Origin of the sequence: Shigella dysenteriae (assembly GCF_022354085.1) — a bacterium.
Lineage (GTDB): Bacteria > Pseudomonadota > Gammaproteobacteria > Enterobacterales > Enterobacteriaceae > Escherichia > Escherichia coli.
Window position 1 is genome coordinate 4,079,394 of record NZ_CP055055.1, and the last position, 19,926, is coordinate 4,099,319.

13 protein-coding genes, 4 pseudogenes and 1 other annotated feature are annotated in these 19,926 nt (G+C 54.3%); of the genes and pseudogenes, 3 read left to right on the forward strand and 14 right to left on the reverse strand.

The features are described 5' to 3' along the window. Positions 1 to 59: 59 nt before the first annotated feature. Positions 60 to 1,757 (reverse strand): D-lactate dehydrogenase, encoded by a 1,698-nt coding sequence (dld, locus tag HUZ68_RS19455; protein ID WP_000683099.1) that lies wholly within the window; start codon positions 1,755 to 1,757, stop codon positions 60 to 62. Positions 1,758 to 2,188: 431 nt separating this feature from the next. On the opposite strand from dld, the gene HUZ68_RS19460 reads away from it, so the two are divergent. Then, complete coding sequence (locus HUZ68_RS19460) at positions 2,189 to 3,742, forward strand: L-lactate permease (protein WP_000545263.1); 1,554 nt, start codon at positions 2,189 to 2,191, stop codon at positions 3,740 to 3,742. A 429-nt stretch (positions 3,743 to 4,171) separates the two neighbouring features. Here HUZ68_RS19460 and HUZ68_RS19465 read toward each other — a convergent pair. From HUZ68_RS19465 to HUZ68_RS19475, 4 genes and pseudogenes are all read right to left on the reverse strand, one after another. Beyond that, positions 4,172 to 4,660 (reverse strand): annotated as a pseudogene (locus HUZ68_RS19465) (IS3 family transposase); the annotation flags it as partial. An 80-nt stretch (positions 4,661 to 4,740) separates the two neighbouring features. Further along, positions 4,741 to 6,249 (reverse strand): annotated as a pseudogene (gene ltrA, locus HUZ68_RS19470) (group II intron reverse transcriptase/maturase). A 38-nt stretch (positions 6,250 to 6,287) separates the two neighbouring features. Next, a complete protein-coding gene (locus tag HUZ68_RS24990; RefSeq protein ID WP_001406634.1) occupies positions 6,288 to 6,410 on the reverse strand; it encodes a hypothetical protein in 123 nt (40 codons plus the stop codon). 511 nt (positions 6,411 to 6,921) lie between these two features. Next, positions 6,922 to 7,661: pseudogene (locus HUZ68_RS19475) on the reverse strand (IS3 family transposase); the annotation flags it as partial. Beyond that, positions 7,264 to 7,380, reverse strand: a sequence feature (AL1L pseudoknot). (Overlaps the previous pseudogene by 117 nt.) Positions 7,662 to 7,710: 49 nt before the next feature. Between HUZ68_RS19475 and HUZ68_RS19480 the strand changes: the two are divergent. Beyond that, positions 7,711 to 8,508: pseudogene (locus HUZ68_RS19480) on the forward strand (IS256-like element IS1414 family transposase); the annotation flags it as partial. Between the two features lie 236 nt (positions 8,509 to 8,744). On the opposite strand, the gene HUZ68_RS19485 reads toward HUZ68_RS19480, so the two are convergent. The 9 genes from HUZ68_RS19485 to HUZ68_RS19525 form a co-directional block, all read right to left on the reverse strand. After that, the gene (locus tag HUZ68_RS19485; RefSeq protein WP_000716410.1) at positions 8,745 to 10,241 is read right to left on the reverse strand and encodes a carbohydrate porin; all 1,497 of its coding nucleotides are present in this window, start codon (positions 10,239 to 10,241) and stop codon (positions 8,745 to 8,747) included. A 99-nt stretch (positions 10,242 to 10,340) separates the two neighbouring features. Beyond that, positions 10,341 to 11,267 carry an aminoimidazole riboside kinase gene (locus HUZ68_RS19490; RefSeq protein WP_000108760.1) on the reverse strand — a complete coding sequence of 309 codons (927 nt, stop codon included), beginning with the start codon at positions 11,265 to 11,267 and terminating at the stop codon, positions 10,341 to 10,343. A gap of 29 nt (positions 11,268 to 11,296) precedes the next feature. Next, entirely contained in the window at positions 11,297 to 11,608 is a 312-nt protein-coding gene (locus tag HUZ68_RS19495) for a DUF2913 family protein (protein WP_001313183.1), read from the reverse strand. A 61-nt stretch (positions 11,609 to 11,669) separates the two neighbouring features. After that, entirely contained in the window at positions 11,670 to 11,873 is a 204-nt protein-coding gene (locus HUZ68_RS19500; RefSeq protein ID WP_001313182.1) for a DUF2913 family protein, read from the reverse strand. 5 nt (positions 11,874 to 11,878) lie between these two features. Further along, the gene (gene crr / locus HUZ68_RS19505; RefSeq protein ID WP_000523728.1) at positions 11,879 to 12,394 is read right to left on the reverse strand and encodes a PTS glucose transporter subunit IIA; all 516 of its coding nucleotides are present in this window, start codon (positions 12,392 to 12,394) and stop codon (positions 11,879 to 11,881) included. A gap of 63 nt (positions 12,395 to 12,457) precedes the next feature. Further along, a complete protein-coding gene (locus HUZ68_RS19510) occupies positions 12,458 to 13,888 on the reverse strand; it encodes a glycoside hydrolase family 32 protein (protein WP_000813683.1) in 1,431 nt (476 codons plus the stop codon). Further along, complete coding sequence (locus tag HUZ68_RS19515; protein WP_001099190.1) at positions 13,885 to 15,162, reverse strand: MFS transporter; 1,278 nt, start codon at positions 15,160 to 15,162, stop codon at positions 13,885 to 13,887. The genes HUZ68_RS19510 and HUZ68_RS19515 overlap by 4 nt, the downstream gene beginning before the upstream one ends. A 54-nt stretch (positions 15,163 to 15,216) precedes the next feature. Beyond that, positions 15,217 to 17,343, reverse strand: a complete 2,127-nt coding sequence (locus HUZ68_RS19520; RefSeq protein WP_000433621.1) for an alpha-galactosidase — start codon at positions 17,341 to 17,343, stop codon at positions 15,217 to 15,219. Positions 17,344 to 17,436: 93 nt separating this feature from the next. Further along, the gene (locus HUZ68_RS19525; protein ID WP_000053329.1) at positions 17,437 to 18,447 is read right to left on the reverse strand and encodes a substrate-binding domain-containing protein; all 1,011 of its coding nucleotides are present in this window, start codon (positions 18,445 to 18,447) and stop codon (positions 17,437 to 17,439) included. A gap of 425 nt (positions 18,448 to 18,872) precedes the next feature. Here HUZ68_RS19525 and HUZ68_RS19530 point away from each other — a divergent pair, with 425 nt between their 5' ends. After that, positions 18,873 to 19,859 carry an IS3 family transposase gene (locus HUZ68_RS19530; protein WP_001354443.1) on the forward strand — a complete coding sequence of 329 codons (987 nt, stop codon included), beginning with the start codon at positions 18,873 to 18,875 and terminating at the stop codon, positions 19,857 to 19,859. Positions 19,860 to 19,926: the final 67 nt, after the last annotated feature.

Here is a 19,926-nt window from a genome sequence, read left to right on the forward strand (position 1 = left end):
GCTTCATTTCTGTTTATTGCGCTTGATATCGCGATATCAAACAAATGTTCATTCGTATTTCATGCCCAGTTTTTATGTTTGCTGGTTTTACCAATACCTGGATTCATAGTGTTGGTCGGATCATTTTCCTGATAAAAACGTGCCAAATTTTCCGGCGCTTTATACAGATGGCCGACATTGTGTTCCGCCGGATATTGCGCTCCGCGTTGGCGCAGTAATTCCAGCATCTGTTCTTTTAACGCGTGGGCATCTACGCCTTTTTTAACGATATAATCCTGATGGAATACATGGCACATAAAATGGCCGTAATAGAGTTTATGCACCAACTGACTGTCAATTTCCGCAGGTAAATACTCATACCATTCGGTATCATTGCGGCGTAATGCAATATCCAGCGCGAGAATATCCTCAACCTCGTCAGAATGAACGGCCTGATAACGAATGGCAGCACCCGCGGCGGCAAAACGATGCAGAAACGCCTTACTGCCCTCTTCCGCGGTACAGGTAAAGAACGCGCCCTCGGCCGATTTAAAATAGTCCGTTAACCATGCCTGGGCTTCGGCCACACCCTCGCCGGACATTTTCAACATCAGATGGTGTTCATAGTTATCGCGCCAGGTCTTCATCCGCGCCGGGAGATGGCTCGGGAACAGATGGCTAAAAGCCTGCATCGCGCGGTCAGTAAAGTGCGGGCGAAAGATCTTCACCTTCTCAAGTATGGCCTCGGTACGCCCCTTCAGGTTGAAGAAGAACGGCATTTTGTCCGTGCCAAGTTTGTCGATCATCAGGAAGGTATCTTTGCTGTATTTCTCTGCAATATCATAGATATCGCGGTGCATATACTCCCCAGCAACCGGCAGGTTTGTAAAATTCGCCAGGATGTGGCGGCGAATCTCAGTCAGGACATCAGTCTGATTGGTACCGATATAAAAGACCTGCTGGTTCTTCTCGGCTTCAAAGGTATCCAGACGTACGGCAAACACCGCTAACTTGCCCGCGCAGCCAGAGGATTCAAACAGGCGATCCGGGTCAGCGTTGTAACGTGCTGGCGTGTCGGCATTGATGTCCCGCACGCGGCTAACATAGTCGTGATCGTGCGCGTGACGTCCGTCATGGTTGACGAGCGCGGCTTCAATCACATTGTTATCCAGCCGGGCAAGGATTTGCTCTGGCGTCTGACCTAGCTCAATGCCAAGGTGATTGACCAGCTGCAAGCGTCCCTGTTCATCAATGCGGGCAAACAGCGACATCTCGGTGTAAGCCGGGCCTCGCTGGACCAGAGAACCGCCCGAGTTATTACAGATACCGCCGATAACCGACGCGCCGATGCACGAAGAGCCGATCACCGAATGCGGCTCACGGCCAAACGGCTTCAGCGCCCTTTCCAGCGAGTACAGCGTGGTGCCCGGATAAGCCAGCACCTGCTTGCCCTCATCCAGCACATGCAGACTGTCCAGCCGCAGCGTGCTGATAATGACGATCTCGCGGTCGTAGTCATTACCATTTGGCGTCGAACCCTCGGTCAGGCCTGTGTTCGACGCCTGCATCAGGATTATTTTATCAGCCTCAACGCAGGCGCTGAGGACTTTCCAGAGTTCAAGCAAAGAGCCGGGGATAACCACCGCCAGAGCATCACCCTGACCCGAGCGGAATCCCTTACGGTAACGCGCAGTTTTTGACGGTTCGGTGAGGATATGAGCAGGGCCAACCAATTGGGTAAGAGTCGTCAAAAAGGTCTTATTATCAGTATGTTTCATGGAGGGCGGCTCTCCGCTCCTTATATCAGGGCCAGTGAAAATGGCTATAAGTTCATTTGTATGACAAAGCAGAATATTCCCTCAATCAATATCCACATGCAATACCCCATTTTATTTCTTTCGGTACCGCTCACATTTTTTAATGAAATTACCACCGCCATATAATTCATACCTCGCCCTTTGAGGGGATGCCAAAACACTTATTTATTGCAAAGATCATCCCATACCTATTAATGATTAACTCTAATGGGTGTTGTAATATTTAGTGGTTATTCATATTTAATAAAAAAAATAACATTATTTATACAATTATTAACCTTTATAACTTTATTTCACTGAAGCGATTCAGTTAGCATTTTTTATTTTATTATTCAGGTAGCTTCCTTCCCCATAAATATAGCTCAGTCTAAAAAAGTAAATCGGGAATTGTAATGCACGAATATTTAATGTTTGCTCTGGCACTCTCTCCTTTGCTGCTGATGGTATTTTTAATACTGAAATTAAAAATGCCCATCCATTATTCCGTACTGATCTCTTTGGTATTCACCGCTGCACTATCGGCAATATTCTGGGAAATGCCCGTACAAAATTTGAAAGCCGCGATAGGCTATGGTGCACTGAAGGGACTATGGCCGATCGTAATTGTTATCCTCGGCGCTATCTTCAGTTATAACGTCATGCAGGCGACCAAAGCGCTGGATATTCTGCGCGATATTCTCGCCAGCATTAGCGAAGATAAGCGTATTCAGGTGCTGCTGATTTCATGGTGTTTTGGTGGATTTCTTGAAGCCGCTGCGGGCTATGGCACGGCGGTCGCTATTCCGATCGGTATTCTCATTGCGCTGGGATTCAACCCGTTGAAGGCGGCGATTGCTTCCCTCGTAGCAAATACCGTTCCGACCGCATTTGGCGCGGTTGGGATCCCGGTTTCTATTCTGGCAGAGCAGGTTAATCTGCCGGTTTATACCTTAGGCGGAACCATTATTTTGCAGCTCGCGCTGTTTAATATCCTGCTGCCGTTTGTGATTGTCTGCATTATTGGCGGTGGCCTGAAAGCCATTCGCGGCGTATTTCTGATCACGTTGATTTGCGGCATTTCCACGCTGATTCCGCAATATTTTGTCGCCATCCATCTTGGCGCGGAATTACCCGCTTTTGCCGGTAGCCTGGTCAGCCTGTTTGCCGTGGCGATGGTCAGTCGCCTGCGCAAAGGGAAAACCGATCCAGAGTGGCGCATTGAGGTCAGCCATACCCGCGAAACCACGCCGCGCTCGGCAAAAGTGTTGTTCCGCGTGGGCTCTATCTATCTGTTTATTTTTGTGTTTATCCTGCTGTGTTCGCCGCTGTTTCCGACAATAAAAGGCGCGGCATCCCAACTGGCTTCGGTGCTGCATTTCACGTTGGCTGACGGCAAAACGATGGCACTGAAAGTTGAATGGGTGACCACACCAGGGATGCTGATTATCTTTGCGACCATTATCGGCGGTTTTATTCAGGGAGCGTCCGCACGCGGGATGCTGGAAGTATTTATCAAAACGATTTTCCAGCTTAAAAACTCTATCGTGGCAATTATGGCGATCGTCGCGCTGGCCACGGTGATGGATCTCAGCGGGATTATCTCCACACTGGCGCAGTCGATTGTCGATCTGACCGGCAGCTCGTACGTCTTCCTCGCCCCGGTGATTGGCGCGCTGGGCACGTTCGTTACCGGCAGCGATACCAACTCGAACATTCTGTTTGGCAAGCTGCAAACCATAGCTGCCAGCAAGTTACATATCGATCCCAACTGGCTGGCGGCGGCCAATACCTCTGGCGCTACGGGGGGCAAAATGATTTCGCCGCAAAGCATCGCCATCGCGGTTTCTGCCACCAAAATGGACGGTCAGGCCAATCAGATCATGTCTGGCACCATGAAATACTGCTGTGCCTACATTGTGATCCTTGGCCTGAAAGTCGGTCTCTTTTATTACTGGTTTATGGCGTAAGCCATTGTCAACCCCGTCAAATTCGCGGCAATCGTATTTGACGACACAGTGACCAAAAAGGTTTATACCACCCCAGAAACGGAACAAGGCGACAGGCTTTACGATTTGTCGGCGCTGACTAAAATAGCGCCGATGTTTCAAATCGAGGATTGTTGTTATGTTGTTCTGGAAAAAGATGGTGAAGAAGTTCGACGCCTTTTCCGCGTTGATTCCACCACGCTACTTCCGCGTGTAATACCTGGCACTTATTCCTGATGGCGCTTCGCTTATCAGGCCTACATTTCACACTCATTTGTAGGCCTGCGTTTCACGCTCATTTATAGGCCGGATAAGGCGCGAGCCGCATCCGGCAGCAACAGCAGCGTAAAATGCTCACCCCTTTCTCTTACGCAGACCGCATGCTCTTAACACCACCACCCACTGAAGTGGTCAACAAAAACTGGCCACCGCGTTAGAGTTTTTCCAGTATCGGTTTTCTGATTCGTTTGGCGGTAACCCACCGTTATATTCGTGCGGTCTTTGTGCGCTGTAATATCCAACGATATAGTCCGTTATTGCGTGAGCTGCATCGCTGAAGCTTACATAGCCCGTCGCCGGCACCCATTCGTTCTTCAGACTTCTGAAGAAGCGTTCCATTGGGCTGTTATCCCAGCAATTTCCGCGCCGGCTCATACTCTGCCTGATCTGGTATCGCCACAATAACTGCCGGAACTGCCTGCTCGTATAATGACTGCCCTGATCGCTGTGGAACATCACCCCGCCGGGCTTACCACGGGTTTCCCATGCCATTTCCAGCGATTTCATGGTGAGCCTGCTGTCCGGCGAGAACGACATGGCCCAGCCCACTGGTTTTCTTGCGAACAGGTCGAGAACAACGGCGAGGTACGCCCAGCGCTTACCCGTCCAGAGTAGAGTAAGAGGCAGGGCGTAGTCGGACTATTTCCCTGCCTCTCCTCCCCGAACCGGACGTGCACCTTTCAGCGCATCCGGCTCTCCATTTAAATGCTGGCGAACGCCATTGCCACTTCTGTAAAGCGCGATGTATACGTGTTTCTGGTCTCCGTCCTCAGATAGGGATTACCTTCGGGTAGCCGCCAGCGGAACAGCTTCTTGCCTTGCCCCACCAACCGGTACAGTATTTCGCCGCTGAGCTTGCCGTGATTGGTTTTACCAAATAAAACCCACGTTTTGCTCTGACCCGGTTTCGGTGATTTACACCACCACCTCATCAGGGAAGCGATACCTGTACGGTATTTGCGGGCCAGCCAGTGAGCCAGCTTCCAGAACACGACACGGTCGATATAACTGAAGACTTTGGCCTTAAAATCAACGAACTGATAGAACATGGCCCAGCCTTTCAGTTTTCGGTTGAGTTGTTCAGCCATATCGACTTTGCTTTCACTGTAGTTGCCTGATAACAGTGCTGTCAGCGATGCGGCGAAGTTTCTGGCTTTCTCCTGCGGGATCGTTGAGACCACTCGCATCTCGCCATAACGACTGCGTTTGCGAATGATCCTGTGCCCCAGAAAGATAAAGCCGTCATTAACATGGGTGATTTTAGTCTTATCCATGTTCAGCCTGAGTTTCAGACTGCCTTCGAGCACACCCCGACACTCCTCCCTGATGGCTTCCGCCTGTGCTTTGGTGCCTTTGACGATGAGGACAAAATCATCGGCATAGCGGCAGTACGCCACCGCGGGTTTCCACTGCCAGTTTTCTCTGACCGCCGTACTTCGGCCCCGTTGGATACTGTTATTCCAGTACCACCGATCTTTTCTGGCTTTCCCGCTCAGGTAGCGCTCATGCAGGTATTGATCGAACTCATTCAGCATGATGTTCGATAATAGCGGCGATATAACACCGCCCTGTGGCACACCTTCACTGGCCGCCCGAAAGAGACCGACATCGATATGTCCCGCCTTGATGGTTTTCCACAGCAGAGTCATGAAACGTGCGTCACTGATCCTGCGGCGTACAGCCTTCATCAGCAGTCGATGATGTACGGTGTCGAAGTAACTGGACAGGTCGCCTTCAATCACCCAGCGTCCCCGGGTTTCACCACAGTCTGTGAGCTGTAATTTCACCGTGCGGATCGCGTGGTGGACACTGCTCTCAGGCCGGAAGCCATATGAGAGCGTATGAAAATCACTCTCCCATATCGGCTCCATCGCCATCAGCATGGCCCGCTGAACAATACGATCCCGCAACGCGGGGATACCCAGTGGTCGCAGTTTGCCGTTGCTTTTAGGGATGTAAACCCGTCTGGCGGGCAAGGGCTGGTAGTGGCCTGAGAGTAATTCATCCCTGAGGATTTGCAGCTCAACAGCCAGTCTGGCCTGTAGCATTGTTTTGTTCACGCCATCAACGCCGGGGGTATGGGCCCCCTTTGATGAAAGCGTGATCCGCGCCGCTTCAGCCAGTCATTCTGGTTGTGTTATCAGACGCAGCAGCCGTTGAATCCGTAGGGACGGATCGGTGGCTGCCCATGTGGCAAGCTTGCGTTGCATTTCGCTGATTATCAAAGGTCTTCACCTCGTTAGGTCAGTTAATTCACGTCGCAAACACATTCAAACTGCTTCCCTTCGCCATGTAATGGGCTTTCCCCATCGCGGACTACTACGGAAGCTCCGCCAGCCAGCGCGTCATCGGAGCCATGCCCCCTTAACATCCGTCGCTGACCTTCCCCGGTTTACCGGCCTGGACTCAGGCATACTGAGGAGGCTGCCCGTCGCACTCTTTATCCTTGCTTGCCGCAAGTTGGCAGAAGTCAGCAATGCAAGCGTGATAGACGCTGCTGCCCCGGTGTTTCGCATACATGTCAAAACACCTTCGACCGGCAGTGCTTACGTATCACTGCCAGTTCCTCCTGCACGGCCTGTCAGATCACGTAGGCCGTGGTGACGTTTTCAACCCACAGAGGCGGATTAACGGGTTCATGTTCTTCAGCCTTTCAGTACTTAACCTTGAGGATCATCTCGGCTTAGTGATCTCGCCTCAATCCCCGTTGTCAGCGGGTTACATCACCCTGCGGGCATGCCGCAGGTCACTGCCGCTCAGGTTCTCCACCGTCACACCCGGTGGGATTGTTGGGTTTCTCATCGTGAGTTACCGGTTCAATATTCCAGACAGACTCGCGGTTCATTTAAGCATCCATGCCCGCCCTGAACTCCGGGCACACCGTAAGTAAAATCAGCCACCCACAACTGGTCAGGACGTTCTGCCACAAACTGACGGTTTACGCGGTCGCCTGCGGCAACGGCTTTCCGGCTGACGGTAGTGCGGACCTTTTTACCCCGGAGAACACCGGCAAGTCCCATAACCGCCATGAGGCGCGCCACTGTACATCTGGCTACCCTGATTCCTTCCCGTAACAACTGACGCCAGACTTTACGCACACCGTATACCTGATGATTCCCATCGTATACGCGCAGTATCTCTTTCTTCAGCCAGTCATCGCGCTGCGCACGGGCACTGCGTTTATCAGGATGATGTCGCTGTTGCTGACAGTGGTAATACGTTGACGGGGCAATATGTAGTTCACTGCATACCGGTCCGACCCCGTACAGCTTACGCAGCTTATCCAGCAGTGGCATCACTTTTTCCAGAGGCGGTCGAACTCCACCTTCGCAAAATAAGCGGAAGCCTGGCGAAGGATATCGTTACTGCGGCGCAGTTCACGATTTTCACGTTCCAGCTCTTTCAGACGCTGACGTTCAGCGGTGGTGAGCCCGCCATCACCGCCTCCGGTATCCCGCTCATGCTGGCGCACCCAGACACGCAGAGTCTCCGGTGTACAGCCAATCTTTGGGGCAATGGAACAAATTGCCGCCCACTGTGAGTCATATTCGCCCTGACTTTCCAGAACCATACGAATCGCCCTCTGACGGACTTCGGGGGAAAAACGAGTATTTTTAGTCATTCTGTTTACCTCTTTCTCAGGGAGTTTAGTCTCCAGGATTCCCGGGGCGGCTCAGGTCACCGATGCCGTGATGGAGCAGGTTGTAGAATGGCAAAACAGACCACTGGATGCTGTTTACCCCATTGTTTATCTTGACTGTATCGTCCTGAAAGTTCGGCAGGACAGTCGCGTCATCAACAAATCGGTGTTCCTGGCACTGGGCATCAATATCGAAGGTCAGAAGGAACTGCTGGGTATGTGGCTGGCCGAAAATGAAGGGGCGAAGTTCTGGCTCAATGTGCTGACTGAACTGAAAAACCGCGGTCTGAACGATATCCTCATCGCCTGTGTGGATGGCCTGAAAGGCTTCCCGGATGCCATCAACACAGTATATCCGAAGGCCCGCATCCAGTTATGCATCGTGCATATGGTGCGCAACAGCCTGCGCTTCGTGTCATGGAAGGACTACAAGGCCGTCACTCGCGACCTGAAAGCGATTTATCAAGCTCCCACGGAAGAGGCAGGTCAGCAGGCACTGGAAGCGTTCGCTGCGGCCTGGGACAGTCGCTATCCTCAGATAAGCCGAAGCTGGCAGGCTAACTGGCCGAATCTTGCCACGTTCTTCGCTTATCCAACGGACATCCGCAAAGTGATCTATACGACGAATGCCATCGAGTCGCTAAACAGCGTGATCCGCCATGCGATCAAAAAGCGTAAAGTGTTCCCGACAGACGACTCGGTGAAAAAAGTGGTGTGGCTGGCAATCCAGTCTGCGTCCCAGAAATGGACGATGCCGTTGAAGGACTGGCGAATGGCAATGAGCCGCTTTATTATCGAGTTCGGTGACCGCCTGGACGGTCACTTCTGAGAAAAGGCATTTACACAGAATCCTAAACAGGCTCCCGTCACGATACCCGGTATCAATCAATGAAGTCCATTTAATTGATGACGTCGAAGTTATGGCATGTGTGACGATGCTGAGAAAGCGCCCTTTTTCAGGTGTTTTTTTAATCTTTTTGGGGTTTAAATTCCTATTGATGAACAACGCTTTCATTTACGGGACAATGACCGGCAACGCTCCCGGTACACCGGGAGCGTTAGTGTTCAGAACCAGGTTTCCATCTGAACGCCAAAATTCCATTCCCCGCCTGCATTAAACCCGCTACCGCCGAAAGCATCATCACTGGCGTAGTTATCCAGTCTGCTGCTCCAGTCCATCCAGGTGGCGAACAGACGCAGTTCCGGACGGCTGAAGAAGTCCCCCAGACCTCCTGCCTTGAGGGTGGGCGCAAACGTCAGCTTGTAAAAACTGCCGTTAACAGCATTGCGGTCCTTATACCCTTCAGGTTTCAGATCCATGTACTGGTAAGTGCCCTCAAACGCCAGCGCAAAATTCTGCGTCACCTCCTTAATCAAGCGGGTGTTCAGGGTCACCCATTCATAACTGTCTCCACGGGCATAGCGATCCTTACTGCCCTGCGCCATGACTGACGGGGCGATATGCCAGCCGTTTCCGAGCGGGGTGGTACCATATGCAGCAAGACGCCAAGTATCCGCATCACTGCGTAGTGCACCGTCAGAGCCAATCCCCTTCACTTCCGCCCCCAGACCATGCCCGTACAGAAGTGCTATTTTCGCCGTTCCCTCACGTAATCCCCAGAAACTGTCATTATGAAGTCCGGCCAACACATGCACACCGTGGCTGGCGGCACTGGCATGGATAAGGTCGCCATTATTGTCCCTGCGGTCATCATTATCCTTTGCCCGCATACCGCTGACCATAAGCTGGAACGGCCCGGCAAAGTGGTTCATGGTAAGGATATAGTTCTGGACGTTGTTATCGATATCCTCCATCTCCCCGAAATTGCGTCCATACAGGGAGAAGTTACTGCGCAGAGTGTCGTTCCATTTCACGTCATAGATACCGCCCCCGGTTCCGCCGAGGAAAACCACGTCCGAGTCCAGCCAGTGGATATCAAAGTTGTCACGATCGAAACGTTTACCCGCCCATACCGTACTGTGCTTCAGCGGCCCGGTGAAGTCCGGCAGATTTCCCAGTTCAGCCACCACCTGGCGGACGTTAAGGTCACTGGAGTTCGCCGACCAGTCGTTATAGGTTTTCTGACCATCCGCCAGCATCACCTTAAACCGGGTGGTGGCCCCGCTTTCGAGCGTCTTTTTGTGCTCAAACACGGTTTCCACATAAGTGTCTCCCTCATTCCCGAGGCGCCCGACCGAGCCACCGGTCTCTCCGGCAGGCGTCAGATACGGACCACTTTTGCTGCCGGATGCGGCATCGTTCATCAGCAGACCCGAGCGGGCATAGCCGTGAAACTCAAAACCACTATTGTCCGCTTTCTTTTCCGGTGGTACGGATACGGTCTGTGGCACAACAGGTTGTGTCGCCGGGGTGGCGGCCAGTTGCTGCACCTGCTGTTCTGTAGCGGTTGCCCGTGATTCAGCCTTCTGAGCACGGGTTTCAGCATCCTGAAGCCGTTTTTCTAGGGCCGCCAGCCGGGCTTCAATACTGTCGGTATTCCCCGCCGCAAAGACCGGGGAACAGGCCAGCAGAATGGCACACGAGAGAAGGTGTTTTTTCATTTTTATATCCTTGTAAAAACAGAGGTATTGTTGACAGCTAAATCGATTTAGTCACCCGCAACAAAAATGACGTGCACAACGGTTACGGGCAGGAAACGGTCAGGGGTGTTTCAGTAAATCCTGGCGACGGGGTAACGCTGTCATGGCACCTTTTGCTGTCGTGGCAAGCGCACCACAGCGCTGGGCCTGTTCGATGACGGATGCGAGTGCCTGCTCACCGGAGGGCATCCCCTCTGCCGCCAGCGCTGCCAGCAGACCTGCCACGAAGGCGTCACCGGCACCGGTCGTGTCCACACTCACCACCGGTGTTGCCGGGAAGTACAGGTTTTTTCCCTGCCAGCGAGCCATCACGCCATCCTTTCCTTGGGTTACCAGCAGCAGTGCCAGGGGATAATGTGATGCCAGAACATCGGTTCCCTTCCGGACATCCTGTTCACCGCTGATAAAGAACAGTTCCTCTTCCGATACCTTTGCCACATCCGCCAGCATGAGCGCCCGGTGCAGACACTCACGCAGTTGCGATGTGCTCTGCCACAGGTCAGTCCGGATGTTGGGGTCAAAGCTGACCCTGCCGCCAGCCTGCCGGATGTTCTCCATGGCCTGAAACGTGGCGCTGCGGCAGGGCTCTGCACTCAGGGCATTGGAGCAGGTATGCAGCCATTCACCGGCACGAAAGGGCGGTAAATCATCAGGGGTAAGGAAAAGGTCTGCCGAAGGGCGCACCATAAATGTGAAGGTTCGTTCACCACCCGGCACCAGCGACACCACCACTGTGGAAGTCCGGTACAGAGGGTCGGTATGCATATACGCCGTGTCCACACCCTCATCAGCCAGGGTTTTGCGCATAAAACGCCCGAAAGGGTCATCCCCCACACACCCGACAAACCCGCTCAGGCCCCCCAGTCGGGCCACGCCCACGGCAACATTGGCAGGCGCACCACCAGGGCACTGCAACAGCGTGCCCGGCTTCTCCGGTAATAAATCCACCACGGCATCACCGAGACCCCATACTTTTACTGTACTCATTCATACTCCATGATTTTCATCAGTCATATTCAGCGGATGACAGACAGCTCAAACATCGCCATATCCGTGGTTCCGGCTGGAATTGGATACCAACCCGCATTCCGGAGCAGGGCAGCGAGGGCAGACACATCGCCGGTCAGGGGATGCAGCAACCTCCCCTGATAATCAAATGCCGCCTCAAGACGTGAGCGGGAAAGATAAAAGCTGCCGGCATCCCCGTTCGGAACCACGACATTACGCCCCTCCCATTTCCGGTCGCTCAGTATCCGCCAGCACCAGCCCTGCTCCCTGATGGTTTCCAGGGCGAATGTCAGGCGGAACAGGTCAGTCTGTACCGACACATCACCAGAGCAGGCCTGCCACAGATACTCCAGCCTGCTGCGGATATCTTTCGCCCCGCTTTCACTCTGCAGGGCTCTGATATGTGCGGGGAAAACGGTGCTGTTTCAGTGCTGTGCTCCGCCAGCGGTTTAGAAACAGGTTTTCCTGGATTTTTGACGCAATCCGGCCATCCCGGCGGGCCAGATGCAGGGCTACCAGCCCGCACCAGGCCAGATGTGCGGCTTTCCCTGATACCAGCTGCCCGCTGGCGATATTGTCACTCATGGCGCTTACTGGCTGCTGATATCAAAAACCGGTGTTTCTCCGGCGATGACCGGGCCGGAGAACAGGGTTATCTCCTGGACACGGTCAGAGTCCGCCACAATCACCGGTGTCAGCGTGGACTGTGCTTTCTGCTGAAGTAACGCAAGGTCAAACCCGATGACGGGGTCACCGGTGCTGATCAGCTGGCCTTCCTGGGCAATACGCCGGAAACCCTCTCCCCTGAGGTCAACTGTGTTAATACCGAAGTGCACGAACAGTTCAGTGCCACTGTCGGTGCGGATGGAAAACGCGTGGTTTGTCTCCAGTATTTTACCGATAGTGCCGCTGACAGGAGCCATCAAGGTATCGCCGCCGGAAGGACGGATAGCAATACCATCCCCCACTATTTTCCCGGCAAACACAGCATCCGGAACCGTGTCCAGAGGGACAATTTCACCGGACAGCGGTGCCATCACGCGGGTGACTTCCGCCGGTTTCTCATTTTCACTTATCAGTTGTTTAATCCTGCCCAGTAATCCCATTGTGCTTTCCTTCATTACGGGTGAACCGAAAGTACTGCCGTCACCGACGGCAGTGGAATTATTTCAGGCCAGCGTCCACAGTGAGCCGTCCGTCAGCACAGCCTCGCCGTGAGCTGCATATAGCGACAACCGGCGGGTTCCGGGCTGCGGGTAAATACGGCTGGACAGGGTGGCATCGCCATCGTTAACGAACACTTCCACCGATGAACGGTCCAGGAAAACCCGTAGCGTCAGATATTCTGCGCCAGGCAGCGCGATACTGCGGTAACCGTCCAGCCCCTCATCCGGGTAGTGACGCCAAAGCACCAGCCGTCCTGCCTGGTTATCCACATACAGCCGGAGCCCGTCTCCCAGGTGGATGCCGTAATGCTCTGCCTGACTGTCGAGGGTATGCCACGTCAGCACCAGTTCCACGGCCTGTGCGTCCTCAGCCAGCAACTGCGTGCCACTGAGCCTTACAGGGTGTAACGGCTGGCACGTCCCGCGAAGGGATTCGGCTTCGCGAACCGGACGCTGACACAGACGACCATGGCGTTCAAAAAGTTCCCTCGGCAGGGTCAGACATCCGGCCCAGGCCTCACGCTTTGTAGGCATCGGGGAGTCCCACATATTCATCCAGGCCATGATGATGCGCCGTCCGTCCTCCGCGACCAGGGACTGCGGGGCATAAAAATCATGACCGTGATCCAGTTCTTCAAATGCCCCGCTCAGGGCAAAGGCGGCCCCCGGCTGCCAGTGACCCGGTAAAACTCCGCTCTGAAAGCGGTTGCGGAACCGGTATCCGCCGGGCGTCATCCCCTGCGGGGAGAACATCAGCCAGTGATGGTCGCCACAGCGGAAAAAGTCCGGACATTCCCACATATAGCTTTCTCCGGCTGCCGACTGCGCTAGAACCCGTTCCTGGCGCCAGTCCCGCAGGGATGTGCCGCGATACAGCAGCACCTGACCGGTGTCAGAGGTATCCCGCGCGCCGATAACCATCCACCAGTATCCCCCTTCCCGCCAGACCTTCGGGTCACGGAAATGCATGATGCCTTCCGGTGGCGTCAGCACGCAGCCCTGTTTCTCAAAGTGAATGCCGTCACGGCTGGTTGCCAGACACTGGACTTCGCGGATGATGCTGTCATCCCCCCGATCCTCCAGACAGAGATGACCGGTGTAGATAAGCGACAGCACGCCGTTGTCGTCCACTGCGCTGCCGGAAAAACAGCCATCCCGGTCATATTCATCACCGGGTGCCAGCGCAACCGGCTCATGCTGCCAGTGCAGCATGTCCGGACTGGTGGCATGTCCCCAGTGCATCGGCCCCTGATGTTCACTTGCCGGATGGTGCTGAAAGAATGCGTGATAGCGACCGCTGAAATAAATAAGCCCGTTCGGATCATTCATCCATCCGGCAGGTGGAGCCAGATGAAAAACCGGGTACCAGGTATCACCACGACGGGCGCGGAGTGTATCAAGTGCAACCTGTGCAGAGGCAAGACGCTGTTTCATAAGCGAACCTCCGTCTGTGCTGTAGCGGTTTCTGCTGACGGGGCAGCCGTTTTACGGGTACTGCTCAGGGTGAAAGCCGATAACACGGTGACCGCAAGGACAATACCGCCCAGAACCAGATAGGTGTTCTGGAACCCCATGCGGTCATACAGGTGACCTGCAAAGGTTGAGAGGAATATCGCCGCCAGTTGTTTGGAGAACTGAAAGCCAATCAGATAAATGGTGGCCGACAGCCGGGTATCAAACACGCCGGTGATATACTTGAACGCACCAACCAGCAGGAATGGGACTTCAAGGGCATGCAGCATTTTCAGGATCACCACTTCAGTAGCCGTGGTGGCAAAGGCCGACCCTGTGATGCGGATGGTCATAATCAGACCCGCGACAAGCAGTGTGTTTTTGGCACCAATGCGGTTGATTATCCAGGGGGAGCAGAACATGATGATGGCATTGCAAATCTCGCCAGCCGTGGTGGCAAAACCAAATGCCCGGATCCCCGCCTGCGGCGTGTCAAAAAATGCACGGAAGAACGTGGCAAACTGCTGGTCAAACACGTCATAGACGCAGGCCACCCCAATCATGTAAAGCACGAACATCCACATCTGACGCATACGAAACAGACTGAACACCATTCCGGCGGAAATCACGGGCGAGTTGGCACCCAGCGCATTCATGACCATCGCTGTCTGACTGGTTCCGGGACGCGCCAGCGCCACCAGAAGGACCAGCAGCAATGCGCAGCCGGACCCCATCCAGAATACCAGGGACGGATCCACGTTGAAAAGCAGCCCTGCCGTGGTGGCACACAGCGCCCAGCCCAGACAGCCGAACATCCGGGCCTTACCGTATTCAAATCCGCTGCTGCGGCTGACACGTTCAATATAGGCTTCGATGGCACCGGCTCCCGCAGAAAAAACGAAGCCGATAAAAATCCCGCCGCTCAGTGCTCCGGCCCAGATGTTGAACCGCAGCAGCGGCGCAAAAACGTACAGAAAGAACGGTGCAAACAGGACCAGCAGCAGGCTGATGATCCACATCAGGTGTTTTTTCAGGCCAAGACGGTCTGAGATGACCCCCAGCAGCGGCTGGAAGCTGATGGCAAACAGGGAGAGGCATGAAAAAACAATCCCGGTATCCGTTTTACTCAGCCCCACAATGTCTGACAGCCAGACGGGCAGAAACGGGAAACAGGTTGCCATGATGAAAAAGTAGAGAAAAAAGAACAGACCAAATATCCAGAAATCGGGGTTTTTATGAGTACTGACAGTATTCATTATTGTTATCCTCACGGGACTGAGTGCAGGGAGCCGTGACCGGCTCCGGTCCTTTTATGCCAAACGTTCAAGGGCAATCAGCATGGCGCTTTCCGGATCCAGTACGGGAAGCTGAATACCGGCCTGCGCCAGCCATTCCCCACTGATGTCGGAGGTCTGGTTCATCCAGCCGGGCAGCCTGCGCATGGTATGCCCGCCTTCACCGACCAGCTGAATATCCGGATGGTCAACAACACGAAGCCGGTAACGGGCCTGTGGTGCCAGCCCCGGAAAACGTAGAGCACCCGGCAGGGTGTGATCCGGCATGGCAAGCTGGCTCACCAGGAAGAGCGCCTGCGACTGATCCGGGCTGACCACCCCCTGCACCTGTGTCGCCGCATCCGGCATATCCACCCGCCATAGGGTGCCCGTGTGGATAAGCTGCCGCCATTCTTTGTAGAGCGAGGCATAGCGGCGGTAACCGGCGGATTCCTCTTCTCCGGCCGTTACCGGATCCAGCTCCAGTCCCATATGACCGAACAGGGCCGTCAGACCGCGAAAGGCAATGCTGTGCTGCCGGAAGGTGGCATGGCAGCGATGATGACCGATGTGTGCCCCCATAACCTCCGGCGGGAAAAAGTAACTCATGCCACGCTGTATGGTGCAGCGCTCCAGGGCGTCATTGTTGTCAGAAGCCCAGAAGCGGTGCGTGCGGGTCAGAACCTCAAAGTCGATACGTCCACCGCCGGAAGCGCAGGACTCAAACTCAACACGGGGAAAACGTTCGCGCAGGAGATCCAGCAGCCGGTAAAACTGACGGGTCTGCGCGTCCGCCGCCGCCCGACCTTCATGCCCGGCCTGGACCAGCTCGCGGTTCATGTCCCATTTCACATAGTCAACTGGGTGTTCGCCCAGCAGCCATAAACAGCGTTCATAAATGTAAGCAAAGGCCTCAGGAATGTTCAGGTTGAGAACATACTGATGTCTCCCGGTTGGTTGTGTGTACCCCGGCATTGACAGTACCCAGTCAGGATGGCGGCGAAAGAGGTCAGAGTCCGGGTTAATCATTTCCGGTTCCACCCAGATACCGAACTCCATGCCGAGTGATTTCACATGGTTAATCACCGGCATCAGTCCGTCCGGATACTTCTGTTCATCCAGATACCAGTCGCCCAGAGCCGCATGGTCATCATTGCGTCCCTTAAACCAGCCGTCGTCGATAATGAAACGTTCAACGCCAAGCGCTGCCGCACGTCCGGCCATCTGCATGATGTAGTTCGGGTCGTGGTCAAAATAAATACCTTCCCAGGTATTGAGGTGCACCGGACGGGGTTTCTGCTCAGGAAAACGGATGATTTCATCGCGCAGAAAACGGTGGTACTGCTGACTCATACCATTGAGCCCCTCCGGGGAATAGCTGGCGTACAGCCACGGCGTGTACACGGTCTCATCCTTCTTCAGGGCTTTTTCTCCGGGCATCCACAGTGCTTCCGCCTGGAGGTAACGCCGTCCGTCAGTTTTGACCTCACATTTCATGCGATGGTTGCCACTCCAGCCCAGATGTACGGCCCACACCTCGCCCTGCTGTTCTGAGAAACCGGGGGCACCGGCAATCAGTGCCGGAAAATGCTCATGGGACGTGCGGCCCCGGCGGTTCTCCAGCACAAAACCGTCATGTGTGAGACGGACCCTGTGCGGCTGAAACTCACGAGTCCAGCGTCCGTGGAAGGCCATGACTTCCTCTGCCCTTTCAGCCACAGGGAGCGTGATGGCGAAGCGGTTCACCTGCCAGTCCCCTTCACGGAGGTTCGTCAGGGCATGACGCATCTTCAGCACACCGGACGATGTCAGCACCAGTTCACTGACCATGCGCAGACCCGCCACTGCATCCTCACTGGTCAGGGTGAGTGATTCTCCGGCCTGTACCACGCTGATGGTACGGAACACAGGGGACGCATCCAGCCCGTTGCGGTGTCCCTCCAGCCCCGGCGAGCCAAAAAGTCCCGCGCCGTTTTCGGCCATCAGCGTCAGTGGGGTGTCGGTATCCAGACGACCATTCGCAACCGGCCTTTCCAGGCTGATACAGTCATCCGGTGAAAAGTGTTTCAGGGTGGATCCCCACCAGACAATCTCTGCATACGGGTGGGTTTTAATAATCAGGTCTGAGTGGGGACTGGTCAGCCTGCGGTACATCGGTTCCATAAGACATCTCCGTTTTCGGGTATGCCTTACTGTTGATCCGAATCGTTTCGGATAGCAACCGAAACGATTCGAATTTGTGAGCGGGATTAAAAATCAGGCGGAGGGAGCAAGCGTTGTCTTGCCAGGATGAAATTCCGGCTGCCAGAGTACTTGTAGCATTTCAGGTGAAACATTCGTGACCAGCTGGCGTATCATGTCGGCAATCTGACGACCGACGCGATGTCGTGTTGACTGAAGAACTGCAGCCACATCCTGTTCAATAATACTGTCCTGCGGCAGACCATCATAAACCACAAGAGAGACGGCATCCTCTCCGGACAGATGACCGGATAACTGCAGCGACATGGCCGCGCCATCACCGATCAGGTCACTGTCGGTAATAATGGCCGTCGGGGGAAGCGGAAGTGACATTAACTCAGTCACTGCCTGGAAACCTGAGCGTCGGGTGGGAGAGACCCGGCGTAGCCAGGTCTCAGGCAGACCATGTTCACTCAGGGCATCGCGCCATCCCTGACGTCGTGCAGTGACATAGGCACGGGAGTTGTCCTCACTCAGCAGGGCAATTCGCTGATGGCCCAGGGCAATCAGGTGCTGTGTGGCCTGCCAGGTTCCTGCATGGTTATCAAAGTCAAACCAGGCACAGGGAAGACCGGACGGCACCTGACCGAGTGCCAGAAACGGAATACCGGCCTCCTGCAGGTGTGTAAGACGCGGGTCATTATCCATCGTGTGCGCCACGATAAGGGCATCAACCCGGCGGCTTTCGACCAGACGCATATAGCTGTGGCTGTCAGCCCGTTCATCATCGGCTATCAGCAGTAAGTCAATATCATGGCGGGCCAGTTCCCGGCTGATACAACTGACCATATCCACAAACACACTACTGCTGAACAGTACAGCATGTTCAGGGAAGACCAGGCCGACCGCATCGGTTTTACCGGTTTTGAGACGTCTTGCCAGGGTATTCGGGCGATAACCACGACGCCGAGCTTCCGCTTCTACACGTGCACGGGTCGAAGCGGAAACGTCCGAAAATCCGCCAAGCGCCCGGCTGACTGTGGTGACAGAGATCCCGAGTTCGGCGGCGATAGCCTTGAGTGACATATTTTCTCCTGCGGATAACTGAACAGCCCTGTCCCTGATGCGGGTGATCCGGGCAACAAACCTGACAGAGACGCCTGCATAAGTGGTCGCGCTGTACCAGTATGAGCCTCCATCATCCTGATTTGTGTATTAACTTTCAATACCGGAGGACGATTTGATTACCGGTTGTTAGCAGGAGTGCGAATATTAGACCGACGGTGGAGATCTAAGACTCAGTGAGCATAGCGATACACTATATTACTGTAATTAAGCCAGTAAACTTCCTGTTCACTGGCTTAAACGCTAATGATGTATGCAGTTGAACAAGCTTTTAAACTAATGATTAATTGATATATAGACTGGCCCCCTGAATCTCCAGACAATCAATATCACTTAAATAAGTGATAGTCTTAATACTAGTTTCTAGACTAGTCATTGGAGAACAGATGATTGATGTCTTAGGGCCGGAGAAACGCAGACGGCGTACTACACAGGAAAAGATCGCTATTGTTCAGCAGAGCTTTGAACCGGGAATGACGGTCTCCCTTGTTGCCCGGGGATGGGGAGTAAGCTTAGTCAGCCGTTGTCTCCGGGTGTCGCGTGCGCAGTTGCACGTCATTCTCAGACGAACCGATGACTGGAAAGATGGTCGCCGCAGCCGTCACTCAGATGATACGGATGTGCTTCTCCGTATACACCATGTTATCGGAGAGCTGCCCACGTATGGTTATCGTCGGGTATGGGCGCTGCTTCGCAGACAGGCCGAACTTGATGGTATGCCTGCTATCAATGCCAAACGTGTTTACCGGATCATGCGCCAGAATGCGCTGTTGCTTGAGCGAAAAACCGCTGTACCGCCATCGAAACGGGCACATACTGGCAAAGTGGCCGTGAAAGAAAGCAATCAACGATGGTGCTCTGACGGGTTCGAGTTCCGCTGTGATAACGGAGAAAAACTGGGGGTCACGTTCGCGCTGGACTGCTGTGACCGTGAGGCACTGCACTGGGCGGTCACTACGGGCGGCTTCGACAGTGAAACAGTACAGGACGTCATGCTGGGAGCGGTGGAACGCCGCTTCGGCAGCGAGCTTCCGACATCTCCAGTGGAGTGGCTGACGGATAATGGTTCATGCTACCGGGCTAATGAAACACGCCAGTTCGCCCGGATGCTGGGACTTGAACCGAAGAACACGGCGGTGCGGAGTCCGGAGAGTAACGGCATAGCAGAGAGCTTCGTGAAAACGATAAAGCGTGATTACATCAGTATCATGCCCAAACCAGACGGGTTAACGGCAGCAAAGAACCTTGCAGAGGCGTTCGAGCATTATAACGAATGGCATCCGCATAGTGCACTGGGTTATCGCTCGCCACGGGAATATCTACGGCAGCGGGCCAGTAATGGGTTAAGTGATAACAGGTGTCTGGAAATATAGGGGCAAATCCACCAACCCTCTGATGTTCGTGCGCATAATCGCGCTGCCAACGGCGCGTGTGATGAAT